This is a genomic window from Oleiphilus sp. HI0066 (assembly GCF_001635725.1).
The window spans coordinates 1-535 of sequence record NZ_LWFH01000852.1; the positions used below are offsets into that span (position 1 = coordinate 1).

The 535-nt window shown below is 46.4% G+C and carries 1 protein-coding gene; it reads left to right on the top strand.

What is annotated here, in order from left to right; genetic code table 11:
• Positions 1-50: 50 nt before the first annotated feature.
• The coding region (locus tag A3738_RS09880; RefSeq protein ID WP_197473777.1) for a hypothetical protein at positions 51-535 on the top strand (485 nt) is incomplete at its 3' end.

A 535-nucleotide genomic window follows, 5' to 3' on the forward strand; every position in this document is an offset into this window, starting at 1 on the left:
TCGCTATTTGCAGTGCCCTCACCGCTAGTTCTTCTCGCAGCCAACACTTTTTGGCATTACAACAATTAGAGCGTTTGGTGGGTGCAACAGTCGTTAATAGCATCGGCGAATTTATTCGCTTCCTAGGTGGCACCGGAACCACCATAACTAACAAATCAATAGACACATCACTCACGATCAAAACGTCTGGCGAGATGAATCTCGATCCCGAGTATGAATTTTTGATTCGCTATCTATTTAGAGATTGCCAACAGCTTTCTCTGAAAATTCTCGATGGTGGATTTTCTGGTAATCTCGTCGCAGGCTCCAACAGCATTGACATGCATAGCCATGAACAAGCCCCTCACGTTATCAAAATTGGCCCTCGTGACTTGATGGCTAAGGAACGAATGGCCTTCGAGCAAATCGAGCAAGTTCTTGGTAATAATGCACCGGCGATCGCACAATACGCCGACTCTGAAAACCTAGGCGCGATCAAATACCGCTACGCCTCAATGGGCTCTGGAAAAACACGCTCACTTCAGGATTGTTTTCA